The organism is Undibacterium sp. GW821-FHT11B02 (genome assembly GCF_058808955.1).
Genome location: NZ_JBXASD010000005.1, coordinates 210,352 through 230,430, shown reverse-complemented (window position 1 = coordinate 230,430; position 20,079 = coordinate 210,352). Strand labels below are relative to the sequence as shown.

Here is a 20,079-nt window from a genome sequence, read left to right as displayed (position 1 = left end):
AGCAGCCAAAAATGGCGCTAATCCGGCTTTTTTTTAGGCGTAAATCCAACGACAGGCAAATTCCTGCACTTTTTCGACGAAAACCAGCAAAAAACACTTGCATCCCTGTAAAAACCGCACCACTATTAGCGATGCGTGAAGTGACGCAATGCAGGAGCTTTTCAAAACGATCAAAGCTCCGTCCACGAAATTTGTGAAGGAGGCTATTTATGGCAACAGCACCAAAGAAACCAGCAGCAAAACCGGCAGCCAAACCAGCGGCTAAACCAGCAGCGAAAGCAGCCGCTCCAAAAGCAGCAGCGAAACCTGCAGCAAAAGCAGCAGCTCCTAAAAAAGCAGCAGCCGCCAAGCCAGCAGCAGCACGCAAGCCAAATGCAGCGTTCATGAAACCAATGACGATCTCCCCAGTTCTGGCAGCAGTCATCGGTGCAGCAGCAATTCCTCGTACTGAAGTCACTAAAAAAGTATGGGAATACATCAAGAAGCACAAACTGCAAGATGAAGCAAACAAACGCAACATCAACGCGGATGACAAGTTGAAAGCCGTTTTCGGTGGCAAGAAACAAGTGTCCATGTTTGAAATGACTAAACTCATTTCCGGTCATCTGTCCTGATTTTTAGCAGCAGATTCCGAAGTTGCTTTGGGAGACTTAAAGGGAAGCATTCAGTCCTATCCCAAACGAAAATGCCCGCATCGCGCGGGCATTTTTGTTTCTGGCGTCATCCTGTGAGTAAAACATCACAAATTGTCGCAGGTGACTGGTACCGTCGCCAGTTCATTGCCAATGGTCTCACCCGGCTTACGGTGCAGTATGCAATAAGTGACGAAAGGGGTAATGACTTTGGAAACCGGCCGACCGTCACCGAGTATATAAACCTCATGCTTGACACCGACACGATTGACCGTACCTGACAAGGCAATGCGTTCACCCATCCTGGTGATGGGATTGATGGAAACTTTGCCGGCGAAGCGTTCACGCTCCTGAAAATCCTTTTTCAAGCTCTGGGAAATTCCCCTTACATCGCGATTGATCACAACACCGGTTTGGGGTCCTGCTTCTGTATCAGGGACAGGTACCATGAGTTCCGGTTTGCCCTCGGTACCAGTTTTGAGGGAATCGGTGATCGGCACTGACTGAGGTTGAAATGGCGTTTGAATTTGCCTCTGCTTCACCACTTCCCTTTTATCCAGTTGCTGTACTGGTGGCCTGGTTGATATGGGTGAATCCAGAAAAATCAAACTCCCGGATTTCCGTTTCTCTTCATCAATATTTGCCTTCAGTACCGGCCAAAGTGCATACAGGCACGCGTGAAAAAAGAGTACAGCAAACACAACCTGCCAATCAGCGCGCTTTGCATTGCTGCGATAATCCAGTGTCTGCACCCCTGTCCTCCAATTTGCGCTAAACAATTTACCCGGCTTGCAGGTACTGCTCAGGCAGGTCTCTGTGTAATCCAGTATTTTGAAGCGGCAAATCAGGGTTTAACAGTAAATGATCAAAAGTGCCACCTGCCCATGCCTGAAGTAGCATAAAACACGACTTGAATAAATGCGTCCCAAATGAATTTCATTACTACCAGACTTCAATAGCTGCCACAGCTGACGGTTCGTATGCCGGGTGTTTTAGTGATATCCCATCCCGGCTTGGCACCTATGACGCAATATGAACCCAGAGAGGTCGTCACCTTGGTCATTGCTGTGCCATCTGACAAGACAAAGTTTTGAAGAGTGGTACCGCGCGAACGGGCCGCCGCGCTGACATTTTTTTCAAATGCGAGCATCGATGATTTTTCTGGTCTGATATCCGTCAGTATGCGATTTGGCATTTCACGTTCCACATCTTTGCTGATTTTACGGATATCACGCTGTATCCCGACTGGATTCTCTGTAACTGCAGGGACGTTAACTTCTGATGCAGGTTCTGGAAATGCAGATGGCACAGGGTCTGCATCCGTCATTCCCAACGCCGGGGTGAGAGCCTTGTTCATCACTGGCGATTGCCTGACTGGCATTGATTGTTTGAGAGTGGGTTGGACCGGTACAGGTTTGATCTGTGCAGGTATATCCAGCATTCTTAGCCAGAAGGCGACGGGTGCAGCACTTTCACTTTTATGCAGGGTAATGGATGGCCACAGCATGAACAACAAGAAATGCGCAAATAAAACCACGATCAGCATGTGCCAGCGCGATTGCAGTGTTTTCAGCCAATCTGCATTACCAAATTCTTCTCGGTCATAAAATGCCTGCATGCGGGTTCCTGGTTCATCCGGAATAAACAGCCCACACTAGCCATACACCAGAAAATGCAGTGCATGTAGCAGCCTGGGACAGCACGAATCTGTAAGATATTTGCGCTGCCACTGTATTTTGAAATGACGGGCCATGCCTGGCCCGTCATTTTTTCAAAGGATTGTTTTACAAGACCTTGCGTAGCACTGCTTGCTACTTACGTAGCTGCGACGCACTTTCACCGCTGAATTCCCAGTTTTTCCAGTTTGCCAGCACGGCCTTGGGGTATTCAGGGCGGCCACGACTGCCATTGTAACGTCCCAGGGCCAGATACATATCGCCCTTTTCCATGTCTATATACATACGCAGGATGGAACAGCCATAACGCAGATTGGCTTGCATCTTGAACAGTTTTTTTGCGTCGCCGTCACCGATGACACGCGACCAGAAAGGCATGACCTGCATATAGCCACGTGCGCCAACCACCGAAGTGGCATATTTGCGGAAGGCTGACTCTACCTGTATCAGGCCCATGACCATGGCGGTATCAAGCCCAGCGCGTTTAGATTCATACCAGATCGCTTCGAGTAACTCACGGCGGGTCTGCATGTCGGGGATGCGCCGCTTCAGACGCGACGACATTTCCCCCAGCCAGTTGAGGTATTTGATGCGTTCCTCGATATTGCTGAATGTGGGTTTGGGTGGCGTCGAATCAGAAATGGCTTTGGCCAGCGCCAGCCGCACCGCATCTGCCATTTCCTCTTCCTTTTGATTACCGGCCTGTGCCGGCAATACAGAAAAGATAAACAGGCAGACGGCCAGTTGCACGATGGATCGCATCCATCGTCCCCACTGGCCTTGCAGTTCAGGCTGACGACTATCGCCAGGACTTCCTTTGCGCCATACGCAAAAGCGCAAGAAAAAATACTTCATCCTGCTACTTATTTGCCCGCCAATTTTGACTGGATGAAAGCCAGCATCTCAGCCACAGGAACATTGCTGGCTTCGGTATCGCGACGGCCCAGATATTCAATCTTGCCTTCTTTCAGGCCACGGTCACCAATGACGACGCGATGTGGCACACCGATCAGCTCCCAGTCAGCAAACATGGCACCAGGGCGCTCACCACGGTCATCCAGAATGACATCCACGCCTGCCGCCAGCAAGGCCTGGTACAGGGTTTCCGCTTCGGTTTTGACGGCTTCGCTACGGTCCATCCCCATAGGGCAGATAACTACTTCAAATGGTGCAATTGAAGCTGGCCAGATGATGCCCTTGTCATCAAAATTTTGCTCAATTGCCGCCCCCAGGATGCGGGTGATACCGATGCCGTAGCAACCCATTTGCAACAATTGTGGCTTACCATTTTCGTCCAGGAAGGTGGCTTTCATGTCATCCGAATAGCGTGTACCGAGCTGGAATACATGACCAACTTCAATACCACGCTGTATCGCCAATACACCCTTGCCATCAGGAGACGGATCGCCGGCGACAACATTGCGCAGATCGGCAACGACCGGTTCAGGCAAATCACGGCCCCAATTGGCACCGGTAAAGTGGAAATCAGCTTCATTTGCGCCGCAGACAAAATCGGCCATGTTGGCGACGGTTCTATCCGCCACGACCTTGACTGGCTTTCGTGTGGCTATAGGGCCGAGGTAACCTGGTTTGGTACCGAAATACTCGACAATTTCAGCCTCAGTGGCGAAGCGATAGTTAGCCATGCCAGGGATCTTGGCAGCTTTCACTTCATTGAGCTCATGGTCGCCACGCAATAACAACAACCAGATTTGCGTTTCTTTTTCTCCATCCACTGCCAATACGATGGACTTGACCGTGGTTTCCAATGGGATGTCCAACAATTGTGCGACATCTTCGCACTTGGCCTTGCCTGGTGTTGCAGTCCTGGTCAATGTCGCAGTTGCAGGTGCGCGATTTGCCAGCAAGCTCAGTGCTTCAGCCGCTTCCATATTGGCGGCATAATCTGAAGTCGGGCAATACACCAATGCATCTTCACCAGTATCAGCAATCACGTGGAATTCATGTGAACCTGAACCGCCAATCGCGCCGTTATCAGCAGCGACCGCACGAAATTGCAAGCCAAAGCGCTGGAAGATGCGAGTGTAGGCGTCATACATGGCTTGATAGGATTGCTTCATGCCTTCGACATCACGATCAAAAGAATAAGCATCTTTCATAGTGAATTCGCGACCGCGCATGAGTCCGAAACGTGGGCGACGCTCATCACGGAACTTGGTCTGAATATGGTAAAAATTCACTGGCAACTGGCGGTAAGAACGGATTTCCGTACGTACCACGTCAGTAATCGCTTCTTCCGAAGTAGGCTGGATGATGTAGTCACGACCATGGCGATCTTTCACGCGCATGAGTTCCGGGCCCATTTTGTCCCAGCGGCCAGTCTCTTGCCAGAGTTCAGCAGGTTGCACGACTGGCATCAGCATCTCTATCGCACCGGCGCGATTCATTTCCTCACGAACAATGTTTTCAACTTTACGAATAATGCGCAAGCCCATGGGCATGTAGTTATAAATGCCAGAACCCAGGCGTTTGATCATGCCCGCACGCATCATCAGTTTATGGCTGACGATCTCGGCATCGGCAGGCGCTTCTTTCAGTGTGGAAATAAAAAATCGTGTAGCACGCATGACAGTGATTCTTTTTAAATGGAGGGTTATAATCAACTCAATTTTAAAGGATTAGCTGGCTAATGCGCCCACTCTTTGCACATTTGATGAAGGAAACTGCGATTTGTTCGCCTCCACTGAGGCTGTCCGCCGAAAATCGCGGTGTTTTTCGACGAAACAAGCGCTATCTATTGCAGGAGCAAGCCGTTTAGCCACAGAAAGTTTTGAGGTTGAACATGCTGGATCGTGAAGGCTTCCGCCCAAACGTTGGCATAATTTTGCTTAACGCCAACAATGAAGTATGGTGGGGAAAGCGCGTGCGCGAGCACTCCTGGCAATTCCCACAAGGTGGTATCAAGTACGGCGAATCGCCTGAACAGGCGATGTACCGGGAACTGGAAGAAGAAACAGGCTTGCTTCCAGAGCACGTCAAAGTCATCGGTCGCACCCGCGACTGGCTGCGCTATGAAGTGCCTGATCATTTTATCAAGCGTGAAATCCGCGGGCATTACCGTGGGCAAAAGCAGATATGGTTCCTGTTGCGTATGATAGGCCGTGATTGCGATGTCAATCTGCGCGCCAGCACACATCCGGAATTTGATGCCTGGCGTTGGCATGACTATTGGGTACCGCTGGACGTAGTGATTGAATTCAAACGAGGCGTGTATCAATTGGCCTTGCAGGAATTGTCACGTTACGTGCATCGTGCTGAACACCCCAATTCCAGCCGCAACAGGTATTTGCGCAACCAGCAGCAGGCGCAGCCAAATCGCGACACAAAAAAAACCGAGCCGGAAGAATCTAAATAATTTATGCCAACTATTCAATTACGCCACCTGACAGCTTGCCTGTTTTGCACTGTGCTGCTGTCAGCCAACCTGGCTCATGCGCAAGAACCTGATGAAGATGATAAGGAATGGCATGAAGTTGCCCTGCAATTGCCAGAAGCACCAAAACCTGAAAACCTGCTGAATTTTTACAAAAGCGGTAGCCAGTCTTTTGCAATTGATACCAAATCCCTGCTGGTCGCAAGCGACGGCACGATACGTTACACCTTGGTTGCCACCAGCACCGGAGGTGCAAAAAATGTCAGCTATGAAGGTCTGCGCTGTCAGTCAGCCGAAATCAAACTGTATGCGTTTGGACGCCCGGACGGCAGCTGGTCACGGTCGCGCCGCAATCAATGGGATGCCATTTCCAGCGCCGGTGCCAACAAGCAGCATAGCACCTTGTTTTCCGACTACTTTTGTGAAGGCCGGACAATAGTGGGCAAGGTTAATGTTTTGCTGGATAAATTGCACGGCAAGAAAATGTCATACTATTAAAATGCTGTAGTACGAATAAAAAATGGGCGCTGAATTTAGCGCCCATTTTTTATAGCAAAACAAGATTGTCCCGATGTATCAACTCTGGCTCTTCAACGAAACCAAGTATAGATGCAATTTCTGCCGAGGCATGGCGCTTGATGCGGCGCGCATCAGCGCTTGAATAATTGCTAAGCCCCCTGGCAACTGCTTTGCCCGCCTCGTCACAACAAGTCACCACCGCGCCGCGACTGAATTCGCCACGTACGTCCAGCACACCGATAGGTAACAGGGATTTGCCCTCACGTGTCAATTTTTGCACTGCCCCGGCATCCAGCACGACCTGGCCCAGGGTTTGCAAATGGTCCAGCATCCATTGCTTGCGTGCTGCCAAAGGAGCCATTTGTGAAATCAGCTGCGTGCCTATATTCTCGCCCTGCGCCAGGCGCAACAAGACATTATCTTCACGGCCCCAGGCGATAACGGTATGGGTACCTGAACTGGCACCGCGTTTGGCTGCCAGTATCTTGGTCAGCATGCCACCACTGCCCAGACTGGAACCGGCTCCGCCCGCCATGGCTTCCAGTGCAGGGTCGCCAGCCCGGGCTTCATGCACAAAGGTGGCCGTCGGGTCTTTACGCGGGTCAGCAGTATACAAACCTTTTTGGTCGGTCAGGATAATCAGTGCATCACCTTCAATCAGGTTCGCCACCAAAGCACCCAGGGTGTCGTTATCGCCAAATTTGATTTCATCGGTGACCACCGTATCATTTTCATTAATGATAGGGACAATGCCAAAGCGCAGCAAAGTAAACAAGGTGGACCGTGCGTTTAAATAGCGCTCACGATCAGCCAGGTCGGCGTGCGTCAATAAAATCTGCGCTGTACCTATCTGGTGTTCACGAAAACTGCTTTCATAAATCTGCGCCAAGCCCATTTGGCCGACGGCTGCGCAAGCCTGCAGTTCATGGATGGCAGTCGGTCGTTTTTCAAAACCAAGACGTTGCCGCCCTTCCGCTATGGCGCCAGAACTGACGAGTACTACTTCCTTGCCCATGGCCCGCAGACCAGCGATCTGGGCAGCCCATTTGGCGATAGCCTGTTTGTCCAGGCCCTTGCCATCATTGGTCACCAGAGATGAACCTACTTTGATAATCAGACGTTTTGCTTGCTGAATGACAGATTGCATAAATGAATACGGATGTGAATTTGATAACGTCGCCGCGCAAAGACTCGCAGCAAATCAAAATTATACTTTATATGGATAGTATCGTTGCTATCTAAATTTAATTCAGATTATGGCAGGATATTCTATTTTTTATGGGATTTTCATTATCAAAAAGAAATTTATCACATATCAAAATAAGTATTCAAACACATGCAAATCGGTGTAAAAAAGCCTGGTAAAAACCAGGCTTGGTGTGACTACTCCAGCACTTTGAAACGCGGATCATCAGGATCAATGGACAGGATGCCCTGTGCCTCTTCTTTCATTGTGGTTTCTTGTGAGCGCTGTTCCTGCGTACGTTTCTCTTCCAGGTACTTGTAAATCTCAGTCACCAGTTCTTCGCAGCCTTCACGATTCAAGGCAGAAATTTCAAAGACCGGACCTTTCCAGGCAAAGCGTTTGACGAAATCTTTCACCTTTTTCTTGCGCTCATCTTCAGTCAGGACATCGAGCTTGTTGAGCACCAGCCAGCGCGGTTTTTCATACAGGCTTTCGTCATATTTACGCAATTCCTTGATCAGGGCTTTAGCTTCCTTGACGGGATCAACAGCTTCATCAAACGGTGCCAGATCAACAATGTGCAAGAGCAAGCCCGTGCGTTGCAAATGCTTCAAGAATTGTATGCCCAGACCGGCACCGTCAGCAGCGCCTTCGATCAGGCCAGGAATGTCGGCGATGACGAAGCTTTTTTCATGACTGACACGCACCATACCCAAGTTCGGGTGCAGGGTCGTAAAAGGATAATCCGCGATTTTGGGACGCGCATTTGATACCGCAGTAATGAAAGTAGATTTACCGGCATTTGGCAAACCCAACAAACCTACGTCGGCCAGGACTTTCAATTCCAGACGCAACTCGCGACGCCCGCCTTCTTTACCATCAGAACGCTGACGTGGCGCACGGTTGGTGGAAGTCTTGAAGTGGATATTGCCCCAGCCGCCCTCGCCACCCTTGACCAGTTCAACTTGCTGGCCATGTTCTGTCAAGTCAGCAATGACTTCATCGGTGTTTCTGTCGCAAATCTGGGTACCAACCGGCATGCGCAGGAAGATATCATCTGCACCTTTACCGTAGCAATCAGCACCGCGACCATTTTCACCGTCTTTTGCTTTGTGTAACTTGGAATAACGATAATCAACCAGGGTGTTGATATTACGATCTGCCACTGCCCAGATACTGCCACCACGACCGCCATCGCCACCATCCGGCCCACCAAAAGGGCGGAATTTTTCACGACAGAAGGATGCAACGCCATTGCCACCATCGCCGGCGATCACTTCTATCCTGGCTTCATCAATAAATTTCATTTTTACCACCTAAAAAAGCTTGTATAAATCTTTGCCACCAATTGTAACAACCGATTTATACAGGATTTCTTGAAACTAAAAAGGCTCCACCAATGGCAGAGCCTTTTCTACGTACTGGCTTGCGCCCTGCTTTGAATTACTTCAATGCATTACGCTGGAACGACAATTGCGAACTGGTGACGTGCTGCACCTTTGATCGCGAATTGTACTTTGCCGTTAACCAGAGCGAACAAAGTGTGATCTTTGCCCATACCAACATTTTCACCAGCGTGTACACGTGTACCGCGTTGACGAATGATGATACCGCCAGCATTGATAGCTTGGCCGCCGTAAACTTTAACGCCCAGGCGCTTCGATTCTGAGTCACGGCCGTTGCGCGTGGTGCCGCCGCCTTTTTTGTGTGCCATTTTTAATTAGCTCCTTAAGTTCAGGTAAATTAACTTATCTACGGATTAGCCGTTGATAGATACGATTTGCAATTCAGTGTAGTTTTGGCGATGGCCTTGACGTTTCTGATAGTGCTTACGACGACGCATTTTGAAAATGCGCACTTTGTCGTGACGACCGTGATCTATAACCTTAGCCAGCACCGTAGCACCTGCGACCAATGGAGCACCAAATTTAATGGTCTCACCAGCGCCCAAAGCGAGCACTTGATCAATGGTGATTTCGGAGCCAATGTCTGCAGGTATCTGTTCTACTTTAAGTTTTTCACCAGCGACAACTTTGTATTGCTTGCCTCCGGTTTTTATGACCGCGTACATGTGAAACCTCATCAAATAAAAATTAGGAATTTTCTCCCGCCGGACTGAGAAACCATCTGGGAAATCGGGAAAACCACAAATTGTACATAATTCCAGAATAAGCGTCAAAGACTATTTGCATATTTTTTCAGCAGCACAGACCTTGTTACAGCAAAAACCCGGGGTGTTAATGACCAGAAAGTACAATAAAGCGGGAAGCCCTGGTGCAATTCAAGCAAAACAATGGCATGGCGTCGTATAATCTCCGCCATTCTGGATTTTTTTGCAGGTTCCCCCTTGTCTGCCACAAACAACCCCAATCCCATCACCGAACTTATTGCCTCCGACATGTCGGCGGTCAACCAGGTCATACGCAACAAACTGCATTCTGAAGTACCGCTGGTGAATCAGATTGCCGAATACATTATCAGCGCAGGCGGAAAAAGGATACGGCCAGTACTGGTCCTGCTGGTGGCAAATGCCTATCAGTATCAGGGAAAGCATCATCATGAACTGGCTGCTATAGTCGAATTTATCCACACTGCCACCCTGCTGCATGATGACGTAGTAGATGAATCCTCATTACGGCGCGGGCGCAAGACTGCGAATGCTCTGTTTGGCAATGCGGCATCCGTGCTGGTGGGTGATTTCCTGTACTCACGCGCCTTCCAGATGATGGTATCCATCAACAATATGCAAATCATGCAAATATTGGCAGACGCAACCAATGTCATTGCAGAAGGCGAAGTCTTGCAGTTATTAAATATGCATGACCCAGACGTAACGGAAGAACGCTATCTACAAGTGATACGCTCGAAAACAGCCAAACTGTTCGAAGCCGCAGCCCAAATCGGTGCCCTGATTGCAGGCGCAGGCGAACAAGAAGTGGAAGCTGCTGGCGAATATGGACGTTCGCTGGGCACGGCATTTCAATTGATTGACGATGTGCTGGATTATTCGGGTAATGCTGAGGACATAGGCAAGAATGTGGGTGACGATTTGCGTGAAGGCAAACCTACCCTGCCACTGATTTATCTGATGAAAAACGGCAATGCTGCCGAACAGGAACTGGTGCGCGCCTGCATAGAAAATGGCGATGAATCAAAATTTGATGCCATCCTGAGTGCCATTACCAGTTCCGGTGCCTTGGCTTATACACAGAATGAAGCGGTAAAAGCGGCTGATCGCGCCGCCGCTGCCATCGCCGCCCTACCAGAAAGCAAGTACAAACTAGCCATGGTGCAATTGTGCACTTTTGCCGTGGGCCGCAATCATTGATCTTTTGCAGGTACTGTCACAAACCGTCCTGCAAAATAGAGTAAATTCAGGGATGACTCAGAACAGATTCGACGTTGGCAGCTGAGTTGACAACTGAGCAAAATTTGTAACACGCGTGTAACGAATGGCGGGCAACGTGATACAAAAGTTACAATCTCGGTCGTTTTGCCGCTTATTTGCTGCTTAGATACCGGGTTGTCCGCTGAACGCCTTTACAAATAACGGGCTTAGTTGCATTATCCTAAGGCAACTGATTGTATTGGTAAATTTTACTCAAAAGACCCTATGTCCGCAGTCCAACCAAATTCAGCCCCCCTTACCCCGACCTCTGGTTTGGCGCGCGCACTGACGCAGGCCAATTTATTGACTGCGGCTCAGGTTGACGTCGTCAGCAAAAAGACGCAGATGGAAAAAACGCCCTTCATTGATGGCCTGCTGCAAAGCGGCTATATCAATGCACGCGACCTGGCGACATTTTGCTCAGACGTGTTTGGTTACCCACTGCTGGATTTATCGCTGGTCAATGAATCACTGATGCCGGAAAAGCTGGTTGATCCCAAGCTCATGCAAGCACAGCGCATGATTGCGATCGCCAAAAAAGGCAACAAGGTATCGCTGGCATTGTCTGACCCGACCAATAACTCGGCACTGGATCAGGTCAAATTTCAGACCGGCCTGGGCGTAGACATCATCATTGTGCAGCATGATGCCTTGGTCAAACTGCTGGACAGGCTGGGGAAAACTTCAGAACAGACGCTGATTGACATCGCTGGTGATGACTTTGAACTCGAATTCAAGGAAGAAGACCTTAATCAGGCGGCTGCTGACAACCAGGCGACAGAGATTGATGATGCCCCGGTCGTTAAATTCCTGCAAAAAATGCTGATTGATGCGATCAACATGGGCGCTTCCGATTTGCATTTTGAACCCTTTGAAAAATTCTATCGCATCCGCTTCCGCGTTGACGGCGAACTGAAGGAAATTGCCCAACCACCGCTGGCCATTAAAGAAAAACTGGCTTCACGCATCAAGGTTATCTCGAAGCTGGATATTTCTGAAAAACGGATCCCGCAAGATGGCCGCATGAAATTGCAGCTATCCGCCAGCAAATCCATCGACTTTCGTGTGAGCACACTGCCCACCCTGTTTGGCGAAAAGATCGTTATGCGTATTCTGGATGGTTCTCAGGCGCAGATGGGTATTGACGCCCTGGGTTACGATCCGGATCACAAAGCCATCCTGATGGACGCGATTCAGCGTCCCTATGGCATGGTACTGGTAACCGGGCCAACCGGTTCCGGTAAAACGGTGTCACTGTACACTTGCCTTAACGTTATTAATAAACCTGGCATTAACATATCGACCGCCGAAGATCCGGCCGAGATCAACTTGCCTGGCGTCAACCAGGTCAACGTCAATGACAAAGCGGGCCTTACCTTTGCAGCCGCACTGAAGTCTTTCCTGCGTCAGGATCCTGACGTCATCATGGTGGGTGAGATTCGTGATCTGGAAACAGCCGACATTGCCATCAAGGCTGCACAAACCGGCCACATGGTATTTTCTACCCTGCATACCAATGATGCGCCAGCTACCCTGACACGTTTGATGAATATGGGCGTGGCACCCTTCAATATCGCATCCTCCGTCATCCTTATCACCGCGCAAAGGCTGGCGCGTCGCCTCTGTACCTGCAAAAAACCGGTCGATATACTGGATGAAGTATTGCTGCAGGCCGGTTTCAAGGATGAAGATCTGGACGGTACCTGGAAGCCCTATGGCCCAGTAGGCTGTGACCGTTGCAGCGGTGGTGGATACAAGGGCCGCGTCGGTATTTACCAGTTGATGCCTATTTCCGAATCGATAGAACGCATCATCCTGGCCAGTGGTAGTGCGATGGAAATTGAAGAGCAGGCACAACGTGAGGGCATCAGGAATTTGCGTCAGTCAGGACTGCTGAAGGTAAAGCAGGGGCTGACCAGTCTCGAAGAAGTGCTCGGATGTACCAACGAATAATAAGAGAACAGTCATATGGCAACTAATCCGGCAAAGCCCGTAAGATCGTCGCAGCTCAAAGAACATTTGTATGCGTGGGAAGGGAAAGACAAGTTTGGTAAAACCGTACGTGGTGAATTGCGTGCTGGTGGCGAAGCCATTGTCAATGCCACCTTGCGTCGCCAGGGCATTCTGGTTACCAAACTGAAGAAGAAAAATTATAGTACCGGTAAAAAAATTACCGAAAAAGACATCACACTGTTCACGCGTCAGCTGGCCACCATGATGAAAGCCGGCGTGCCATTGTTGCAGTCTTTTGATATTGTTTCCAAGGGTCACGCCAATCCTTCCGTCTCCAAATTATTGCAGGACATCCGGGGTGACGTTGAAACCGGGACCAGCCTGAACCAGGCTTTCCGTAAATTCCCACTGTATTTTGACCCACTGTTCTGTAATCTGGTTGGTGCCGGTGAACAGGCCGGTATTCTGGAAGATTTGCTGAATCGCCTGGCCATCTACAAGGAAAAAACTCTGGCCATCAAGGCCAAGATCAAATCTGCCCTGACATATCCTATCGCCATTCTGTCGATTGCCTTTATTGTGACTGCCGTCATCATGATCTGGGTGGTGCCAGCGTTTAAAGAGGTGTTCAAAAGCTTTGGTGCCGATTTGCCGGCACCTACCCTGTTTGTCATGGCTATTTCCGATTTCTTTGTCAAATACTGGTACCTGATCTTTGGCGGATTATTTGGTAGCGTGTACTTCTTTATGCAATCCTGGAAGCGCTCTTTAAAAATGCAGCAGACCATGGACAGGTTGCTGTTACAGGCACCAGTATTTGGCGATGTGATCCGCAAAGCCACCATTGCTCGCTGGACCCGTACACTGGCCACCATGTTTGCCGCCGGTGTGCCGCTGGTTGAATCACTGGATTCAGTTGGTGGTGCCTCCGGTAATGCCGTTTATCTGGACGCCACCATCAAAATCCAGACCGAAGTCAGTACCGGTGTCAGCCTGACGGTCGCCATGCAAAACTCGAATGTCTTCCCGAATATGGTCACGCAGATGGTGGCGATTGGCGAAGAATCAGGTGCGCTGGATTCCATGTTGAGCAAGGTTGCCGATTTTTATGAAGATGAAGTGGATGAGGCTGTTGCTTCTCTGTCAAGTCTGATGGAACCTATGATCATGGCCATTCTGGGCGTGGTCATTGGTGGCCTGGTGGTCGCGATGTACTTGCCTATTTTCAAACTGGGTTCGGTGGTCTGATGCTGGATTCGTTTTCGTTTTTTTTGTTTGCTCCCCCGGGCTTTTGGCTGAGTACGCTGTTTTTTGGCTTACTTGGCCTGTTGATCGGAAGCTTCCTGAACGTTGTCATCTATCGCTTGCCGAAGATGATGCAAAGATTTGAAGACAATTATTTTGCTGAAACCCGTGATCAGCCCAAGCCCCACACTGACCGCTACAATCTGGTCGTGCCGCGCTCAGCCTGCCCGCACTGCGGACACAAGATCACTGCCCTGGAAAACATTCCGGTAGTCAGCTATCTGGTGCTCGGAGGCAAATGCAAGGGATGCAAAGCACGTATTTCACCACGTTACCCGTTGATAGAATTATTCACTGCCCTGTTGTCAGCAGGTATGGTCTGGCATTTTGGCAGTGGCGTGAATGGCATGGCGGCTGTGGTTTTTGCCTGGATACTGATTGCCCTGACCTTTATCGATATTGACACCCAACTGCTGCCTGATGACCTGACCCTGAGCCTGATGTGGATAGGTTTGTTGCTGAATATTAATGGTTCTTTTGCTTCGCTCAAAGATGCCGTACTTGGTGCTGCAGCCGGCTATCTGGCCCTGTGGATAGTCAATGAGGTTTATAAGTTGATCAGAGATCGTGATGGCTTTGGCGGCGGGGACTTCAAGTTGCTGGCGGCCTTTGGTGCCTGGATGGGCTGGAGCATGTTGCCGGTGATCATATTATTTTCCTCTTTTGTTGGCGCCTTCATTGGTATTGCGCAGATGATATTGAGCAAGCTGGGCTGGGAATCACAAATCCCGTTTGGCCCTTACCTGGCTGGTGCAGGACTGATCGCCCTGGTCTGGGGGCATCAGATCATCGATTATTATCTGGGTATCATGTAAATGTCTGCCCGCTTTGCGCTCGGTCTGACCGGTGGCATAGGCAGCGGAAAAACCACCATTGCCAATATTCTCGGCGAACTGGGTGCTGCGCTGATTGATACCGATGTCATTGCTCATCAGCTAACTGTTCCCGGCGGACTGGCCATACCGGCCATCCTGGAGCAATTTGGCCCTGGATTGCTGACGCTGGAAGGTGCCATGAACCGCGCAGCCATGCGCGAATTGATATTCTCTGACGCAGCACAAAAACACAAGCTGGAACACATCCTGCACCCGCTGATCCGCCAGGAAACGGAACAAGCGGCGCGCAACGCCAATGGCAGCTATCTGATTTTTGTCGTCCCATTACTGGTTGAATCAGGTAACTGGAAAAACCGGGTAGACCGCATACTGGTAGTTGATTGCGACGAAGAAACACAAATCCTGCGCGTCATGTCACGCAATGGCCTGTCCCGGGAACAAGTGCTGGCCATCATGCATAATCAGGCCAGCCGGCAGCAAAGACTGACGGCGGCAGATGACATTATCAGCAACCAGGGGCCGCTGGACATCATCCGTGCACAGGTAATACAACTGCATCAGCAATACCTGGCGTATGCAGAGATGAAAAAATAGGTGTACTGTGTGAAGGAATACACATTGATGCAGCAATTTTTTTGAAAGAATTTGCAAGCGATGTTTGTAATTTCACACAGTATGGTTCAGAATCATGTGCAGCTTGAATCAGCACTAATTTTGACAGGGAAACTATTTTGATTGTTTACGAATACCCTTTTAACGAGCGTATTCGCACGTTATTGCGGCTGGAAGACTTATACGAAAAATTTACATTTTTCCTGCATCAGTCTGAACCCATGCAGCATCACGTCGCCCTTGCCACCATTTTTGAAATGCTGGAAGTCGCTGGTCGTGCCGACCTCAAATCTGATCTCTTGCAAGAACTCGAAAGACAAAAGCACACACTCATCAGTTTCAAATCCAACCCGAATGTACAGGCCGACATGCTTGACAGGGTACTTGACGATGTAGACCGTGCGAGCAGTGGGCTGGTTGCCAGTACTGGCAAGACCGGTCAGAATGTGCGCGACAATGAATGGCTGATGAGCATACGCGGTCGCACCATCATCCCGGGTGGTGCCTGTGAGTTTGATTTGCCCAGCTACCATGCATGGCAAAAAAACTCCCCGGAAAAACGTTACGCCGATATCAGTGCCTGGTTTGCCCCGATTGCCCCCTTGTTTGATGCCATTAATGTTGTCCTGCGCCTGTTGCGCGAATCTGGCTCCACATCAAAAGTCATTGCTCAGGCTGGCAGTTACCAGCAAATGTTACAAGGCAAGGTATATCAGCTGTTGCGCGTCAGCATAGCGCAGGAACTGGGTGCCATCCCTGAAATTTCTGCGAATAAATATATGTTGTGGATACGTTTTATGTCACAAGATGGCGACATGAAGCCCAAGGCTTTTGAAAACGATATCCCGTTTGATCTGACTCTCTGTAATTTTTAAATATGGCAACTTTTGTTGACTGTCCCACCTGCAAAAACAAGGTGGAATGGATAGAAGCGAACCGCTGGCGTCCATTTTGCTCTGAACGCTGCAAGCAAATTGATCTGGGTGCCTGGGCCGAAGAGAAATATACTATCCCTGCTGTCAATCTTCCTGAAGACCCTGAACTGGCGGAATAAGGCCGTATCCCCCAATGACGCTAGCGCTTTTGCGGAATGCCGTATTTGCGTAGTTTGGTGGCGATCATGGAATGCGAGGTGGCCAGACGTACTGCCAGCTTGCGGCTGGACGGATATTGCGGGTACATGGACTCCAGCAGACTGCGCTCAAATGCACTCACCGAATCTTCCCAGCTTTCAGTGACATCTGTCTTCACCACATCGGCAGTGATGCTGCCTTCTGCCCAATCCAGGTCTGCCGCGTCCAGCACACGCTGATCCGACATGGTAATCGCCCTGAACACCACGTTTTGTAATTGCCTGACATTACCAGGCCAGTGATTTGACACCAGAGCTGCACAGGCAGCCGAATTCAGGCGACAAACCGATTTTTGCGCCTGTGTACAGGCACGCTCAATAAAATGTCTTGCCAAAGGCAAGATATCATCAGGGCGCTCACGCAAGGCTGGCATTTCCAGGTGCAAGACATTCAGGCGGTAAAACAGGTCTTCCCGGAAACTACCTTCCTGCACCATTTTGCGCAAATTACGGTGGGTTGCACTGATAATACGGACATTCACCCTGACTTCCTTGTCACTACCTATGCGGCGGAATTTGCCATCGTTCAGGAAACGTAGCAGCTTGGCTTGCAGATAAAGCGACATTTCGCCGATTTCATCCAGAAACACCGTGCCACCGTCAGCCATTTCAAACAGACCGGGCTTGCCACCACGCTGAGCACCGGTAAAGGCCCCCGAGGTATAGCCAAACAATTCACTTTCTGCCAGGCTTTCCGGTAAGGCTGCACAATTCAGCTCCAAAAAAGCTGCACTGCTGCGAGCACTGACACCATGACAGGCTTGTGCCAGTAATTCCTTGCCGGTACCTGTCTCTCCAGTGATCAGCAAAGGGGCATCCACCACCGCAACCTTGGCGGCACGCGTCTTCAAGGCACGTATCTGCTCAGACTCACCAATAATGAAGTGAAAGCCGCTGCCTTCAGAATGTTGCAATGCATGCAAGCGACCACCTATGCGGGTCGGTGCATGAAAAGTCAGGACAGCACCAACCGAACGTCCATGCTGGTCGATATCCAACCCCTGGGGTTCGGATACCGGTGTAACGTCCATGAAATAAGGTTCGCCATTGAGTATGACTTCACGGCTGGGCAAGCGAAAGCCACTGGTCAGCAGTTCTTCCAGGATGCCCGCCTCATCCAGCACCTGATTCAGGTTGCGTTGACACAGTTCGTTTTCTGTCATGCGTACTGCGGCGGCCGCAGCAGCATTCGCTATCACGATGTGGCCACCGCCATCGATGGCCAGCACCGGGTCTTCCATGACAGCCATCATGGTGTCGAGATTGAGGCGCCGCCGTATGCCCGGCAAAACATCCAGCACCTTAATATCACCGACACCGCGTACCAGCTGACAGTCTGCCTGCAGGGAAGGCAGCATAAAATCCAGCAAGTCAGGACTGTCTATATAAATATGTGGCGGATCGACTTCTACCGCCACCACATTCAGGCCACGACGCGCCAACACCGCCAGGATTTCATGGGCAATACCGACACGGTCCTTGAACTGGATATTAATGCGCATGCTGGGTTATTGGAGCCTGACGGCCGTATCGGGTTAATAGGGTTCTGGAATATATCCTCGTGGACGTGCATGCTGACGACGGAACGAGCTATTTGTTGCCAGGCCACGCAAGCGGCCCAGATCAAATTGTTCCAGTTGCTGCACAACTGCGCGGTTGAGCGTCATTTTAACTTGCATCATCAGCAGATCAACACTTTGCTGACTGGAAGTACGGGTAACGCGCCTTTCCGGTTGTATTTCAGTATCCTGCTCCTGATCCAGCTCCTGCTTTTCTACGGCTTTGGCAGCTGCTTTTTCTTCTGCCATGGCAAAACAGCGATACACATCAGCCAGCGTGATGATGCCATTGCAGTCGCGGCAATGCCAGGCATCTTTTTCCTTGGCATCACGACTGACCAGTTCATCCTTGCTCAGTGTGGCAAGAATGGAACGTATCAGGCGCGGGGTTTTGCCTGTGGCCTGCGCCAGTGTGGTGATATTTGCCGTGCGCGGCATCACCATCATGATTTGCGCCAGCAATTCTATCGCCGTATAAAAGCGCGCATTCAGGTTGGCATCGGAAAAAACCTGGGTCGATGAAAGTAATTCTTCAAACTGATTCATGCCAACTCCTTGGTAACAAAAATGGGACGATTCGCACTGCCATAACGATCCATGAACAAGCCTTCGGTCGAAATGGCAGGACGTTTTCCAGAAACGATGTCTGCAATAAACTGGCCTGAGCCACAAGCCATGGTCCAGCCCAGCGTGCCATGTCCAGTGTTCAGATACAGATTACGATAGGGTGTCGGCCCGATCACTGGCGTACCATCCGGTGTCATCGGACGCAGGCCGGTCCAGAATTCTGCTTTGGCAACATCACCGCTACCCGGAAACAGGTCCGTCACGGAATGTTCCAACGTGGCGCGGCGATCAGCGCGCAGGTCGAGGTTATAACCGGTGATTTCTGCTGTGCCACCCACACGTATGCGATCACCAAGGCGGGTAATTGCCACTTTGTAGGTTTCATCCATGACGGTAGATTCTGGCGCTTTATGTGCATCGGTAATAGGTACGGTGATCGAATAGCCCTTGATAGGGTAAACCGGAATCCTGATGTCCAATTCTTTCAATAGTATCGGTGAGTAACTACCCAGTGCCAACACAAAGCAATCCGCCTTGATTTCACCTTCTGAGGTAACAACCGAACTGATGGTATCGCCACTCTTGACCAGTCTTTGTATGCTGACACCATATTTGAACTGTGCGCCGAGTTCTTGTGCCAATTTCGATAGATTTTGGGTGAACTTGAAGCAGTCTCCGGTTTCGTCACCAGGCAAGCGCAAGGCACCAACAAATTTCTCCTGCACATTCACCAATGCGGGCTCCACTTTCAGGCAGCCAGCCTTATCCAGTTTTTCATATGGCACGTCGTAACGCTTGAGAATAGCGATATCCGCTTCAGAACCATCAAGTTGCTGCTGGTTGCGGAATAGTTGCAAAGTACCCTGGGTGCGCTCGTCATAGCTGATGCCGGTATCACTGCGCAATTGCTGCAAAACGTCGCGGCTGTATTCGGCCATGCGCAGCATGCGTCCTTTATTAATCTCGTAACGACTGCTCGTGCAATTCATCAGCATTTGTGTGACCCAGCGCCACATGCTGGGGTCAAGGCTCGGACGTATCGCCAGCGGGCTGTGCTGCATCATCAACCATTTGATCGCCTTCAGCGGAACACCTGGACCAGCCCAGGGAGCAGAATAACCAGGCGACACTTCGCCAGCATTGGCATAACTTGTTTCCAACCCTGCTGCCGGTTGACGTTCTATCACAGTCACTTCATGTCCAGCCTTGGCCAGGTAATAGGCTGATGCCGTTCCTATGACACCAGCCCCCAATATGACTACCTTCATGCTACTTCTCCCCTTTTGATCCTGATATTTGTTCTGTTATTTATACTGGTAG

General features: G+C 50.2%; 21 protein-coding genes. 10 read left to right on the top strand and 11 right to left on the bottom strand.

Annotation, left to right across the window (positions count from 1 at the left end):
- The first annotated feature begins 209 nt into the window (after nt 1-209).
- A complete protein-coding gene (locus AC1RVX_RS12225) occupies nt 210-614 on the top strand; it encodes an SWIB/MDM2 domain-containing protein (RefSeq protein WP_493216866.1) in 405 nt (134 codons plus the stop codon).
- A 125-nt stretch (nt 615-739) separates the two neighbouring features.
- On the opposite strand, the gene AC1RVX_RS12220 is transcribed toward AC1RVX_RS12225, so the two are convergent.
- The 4 genes from AC1RVX_RS12220 to AC1RVX_RS12205 form a co-directional block, all read right to left on the bottom strand.
- On the bottom strand, nt 740-1,384 hold the full coding sequence (locus AC1RVX_RS12220; RefSeq protein ID WP_493216865.1) for a hypothetical protein: 645 nt from the start codon (nt 1,382-1,384) through the stop codon (nt 740-742).
- 200 nt (nt 1,385-1,584) lie between these two features.
- Nucleotides 1,585-2,250: a hypothetical protein gene (locus AC1RVX_RS12215; RefSeq protein ID WP_493216864.1), complete on the bottom strand. Its 666-nt coding sequence runs from the start codon at nt 2,248-2,250 to the stop codon at nt 1,585-1,587.
- Nucleotides 2,251-2,443: 193 nt separating this feature from the next.
- Nucleotides 2,444-3,070: a lytic transglycosylase domain-containing protein gene (locus AC1RVX_RS12210; RefSeq protein ID WP_493216863.1), complete on the bottom strand. Its 627-nt coding sequence runs from the start codon at nt 3,068-3,070 to the stop codon at nt 2,444-2,446.
- 101 nt (nt 3,071-3,171) lie between these two features.
- The gene (locus tag AC1RVX_RS12205; RefSeq protein WP_493216862.1) at nt 3,172-4,896 is read right to left on the bottom strand and encodes a proline--tRNA ligase; all 1,725 of its coding nucleotides are present in this window, start codon (nt 4,894-4,896) and stop codon (nt 3,172-3,174) included.
- Nucleotides 4,897-5,111: 215 nt separating this feature from the next.
- On the opposite strand from AC1RVX_RS12205, the gene AC1RVX_RS12200 reads away from it, so the two are divergent.
- Entirely contained in the window at nt 5,112-5,684 is a 573-nt protein-coding gene (locus AC1RVX_RS12200; RefSeq protein ID WP_493216861.1) for an RNA pyrophosphohydrolase, read from the top strand.
- 3 nt (nt 5,685-5,687) lie between these two features.
- Complete coding sequence (locus tag AC1RVX_RS12195) at nt 5,688-6,200, top strand: CNP1-like family protein (RefSeq protein WP_493216860.1); 513 nt, start codon at nt 5,688-5,690, stop codon at nt 6,198-6,200.
- Nucleotides 6,201-6,249: 49 nt separating this feature from the next.
- On the opposite strand, the gene proB is transcribed toward AC1RVX_RS12195, so the two are convergent.
- From proB to rplU, 4 genes are all read right to left on the bottom strand, one after another.
- Nucleotides 6,250-7,368 carry a glutamate 5-kinase gene (gene proB / locus AC1RVX_RS12190; protein ID WP_493216859.1) on the bottom strand — a complete coding sequence of 373 codons (1,119 nt, stop codon included), beginning with the start codon at nt 7,366-7,368 and terminating at the stop codon, nt 6,250-6,252.
- A gap of 236 nt (nt 7,369-7,604) precedes the next feature.
- Nucleotides 7,605-8,714, bottom strand: coding sequence for a GTPase ObgE (gene obgE / locus AC1RVX_RS12185; RefSeq protein ID WP_493216858.1), 1,110 nt, complete (start codon nt 8,712-8,714; stop codon nt 7,605-7,607).
- Between the two features lie 149 nt (nt 8,715-8,863).
- Nucleotides 8,864-9,121, bottom strand: coding sequence for a 50S ribosomal protein L27 (rpmA, locus tag AC1RVX_RS12180; RefSeq protein WP_186946996.1), 258 nt, complete (start codon nt 9,119-9,121; stop codon nt 8,864-8,866).
- 45 nt (nt 9,122-9,166) lie between these two features.
- Entirely contained in the window at nt 9,167-9,478 is a 312-nt protein-coding gene (gene rplU, locus AC1RVX_RS12175; RefSeq protein ID WP_110255243.1) for a 50S ribosomal protein L21, read from the bottom strand.
- Nucleotides 9,479-9,700: 222 nt separating this feature from the next.
- On the opposite strand from rplU, the gene ispB reads away from it, so the two are divergent.
- The 7 genes from ispB to AC1RVX_RS12140 all read left to right on the top strand — a co-directional run bounded on the left by ispB (nt 9,701) and on the right by AC1RVX_RS12140 (nt 16,555).
- Nucleotides 9,701-10,735, top strand: coding sequence for an octaprenyl diphosphate synthase (gene ispB / locus AC1RVX_RS12170; protein ID WP_493216857.1), 1,035 nt, complete (start codon nt 9,701-9,703; stop codon nt 10,733-10,735).
- Between the two features lie 285 nt (nt 10,736-11,020).
- Nucleotides 11,021-12,748: a type IV-A pilus assembly ATPase PilB gene (gene pilB / locus AC1RVX_RS12165; protein WP_493216856.1), complete on the top strand. Its 1,728-nt coding sequence runs from the start codon at nt 11,021-11,023 to the stop codon at nt 12,746-12,748.
- A 15-nt stretch (nt 12,749-12,763) separates the two neighbouring features.
- Nucleotides 12,764-13,996, top strand: a complete 1,233-nt coding sequence (locus AC1RVX_RS12160) for a type II secretion system F family protein (protein ID WP_493216855.1) — start codon at nt 12,764-12,766, stop codon at nt 13,994-13,996.
- Nucleotides 13,996-14,868, top strand: a complete 873-nt coding sequence (locus AC1RVX_RS12155; RefSeq protein WP_493216854.1) for a prepilin peptidase — start codon at nt 13,996-13,998, stop codon at nt 14,866-14,868. Before AC1RVX_RS12160 ends, AC1RVX_RS12155 begins: the two co-directional genes overlap by 1 nt.
- Complete coding sequence (coaE, locus tag AC1RVX_RS12150; RefSeq protein ID WP_493216853.1) at nt 14,869-15,483, top strand: dephospho-CoA kinase; 615 nt, start codon at nt 14,869-14,871, stop codon at nt 15,481-15,483.
- A gap of 137 nt (nt 15,484-15,620) precedes the next feature.
- Nucleotides 15,621-16,376, top strand: coding sequence for a cell division protein ZapD (gene zapD, locus AC1RVX_RS12145; protein WP_493216852.1), 756 nt, complete (start codon nt 15,621-15,623; stop codon nt 16,374-16,376).
- A gap of 2 nt (nt 16,377-16,378) precedes the next feature.
- Nucleotides 16,379-16,555, top strand: coding sequence for a DNA gyrase inhibitor YacG (locus AC1RVX_RS12140; protein WP_422982926.1), 177 nt, complete (start codon nt 16,379-16,381; stop codon nt 16,553-16,555).
- 20 nt (nt 16,556-16,575) lie between these two features.
- On the opposite strand, the gene AC1RVX_RS12135 is transcribed toward AC1RVX_RS12140, so the two are convergent.
- Genes AC1RVX_RS12135 through AC1RVX_RS12125 form a run of 3 tightly spaced genes read right to left on the bottom strand, consistent with a single transcriptional unit; the run spans nt 16,576 to nt 20,027 of the window.
- Nucleotides 16,576-18,135: a sigma-54-dependent transcriptional regulator gene (locus tag AC1RVX_RS12135; RefSeq protein WP_493216851.1), complete on the bottom strand. Its 1,560-nt coding sequence runs from the start codon at nt 18,133-18,135 to the stop codon at nt 16,576-16,578.
- Nucleotides 18,136-18,168: 33 nt separating this feature from the next.
- Nucleotides 18,169-18,738, bottom strand: coding sequence for a hypothetical protein (locus tag AC1RVX_RS12130; protein WP_493216850.1), 570 nt, complete (start codon nt 18,736-18,738; stop codon nt 18,169-18,171).
- Nucleotides 18,735-20,027 (bottom strand): D-amino acid dehydrogenase, encoded by a 1,293-nt coding sequence (locus tag AC1RVX_RS12125; RefSeq protein WP_493216849.1) that lies wholly within the window; start codon nt 20,025-20,027, stop codon nt 18,735-18,737. Before AC1RVX_RS12125 ends, AC1RVX_RS12130 begins: the two co-directional genes overlap by 4 nt.
- Nucleotides 20,028-20,079 lie beyond the last annotated feature (52 nt).